Annotated in this window: 1 protein-coding gene; it reads left to right on the top strand. The window is 47.9% G+C overall.

The annotated features are described in order from the left end of the window. Nucleotides 1-390 (top strand): ABC transporter transmembrane domain-containing protein (locus BLX24_RS31340; protein WP_262483019.1); only part of this gene is annotated, 390 nt, incomplete at both ends.

Genomic DNA, 390 nt, shown 5'->3' with positions numbered 1-390 from the left:
TCCACTTACCCATTTCGTTTTTTACGCAGCGATATAGCGGGGAGATTGGTAACCGGGTTTCCCTTAACGATAAAGTGGCCCGGCTACTCAGCGGTGATCTGGCCAATGCCGTCCTGAATGTCATTATCGTGTTGTTTTACGCCTTCCTGATGTTTTCGTATGACGTACTGCTGACGCTCATCGGCATTTGTATGGCGGGACTAAATGTAATTGCACTCCGGTTTGTATCAAGAGCCCGGAAAGATGGTAGCCGTTTATTGAGTAATGAAACAGGCAAGCTACTGGGAACCACCACATCGGGCATCAGCATGATCGAAACGCTGAAAGCATCGGGGCGGGAAAACGATTTCTTCACAAACTGGATTGGTTATCTGGCCAAAGTCATGAATG

Source organism: Arsenicibacter rosenii (genome assembly GCF_001870735.1).
Lineage (GTDB): Bacteria > Bacteroidota > Bacteroidia > Cytophagales > Spirosomataceae > Arsenicibacter > Arsenicibacter rosenii.
This window is presented reverse-complemented; position numbering and strand designations above follow the sequence as displayed.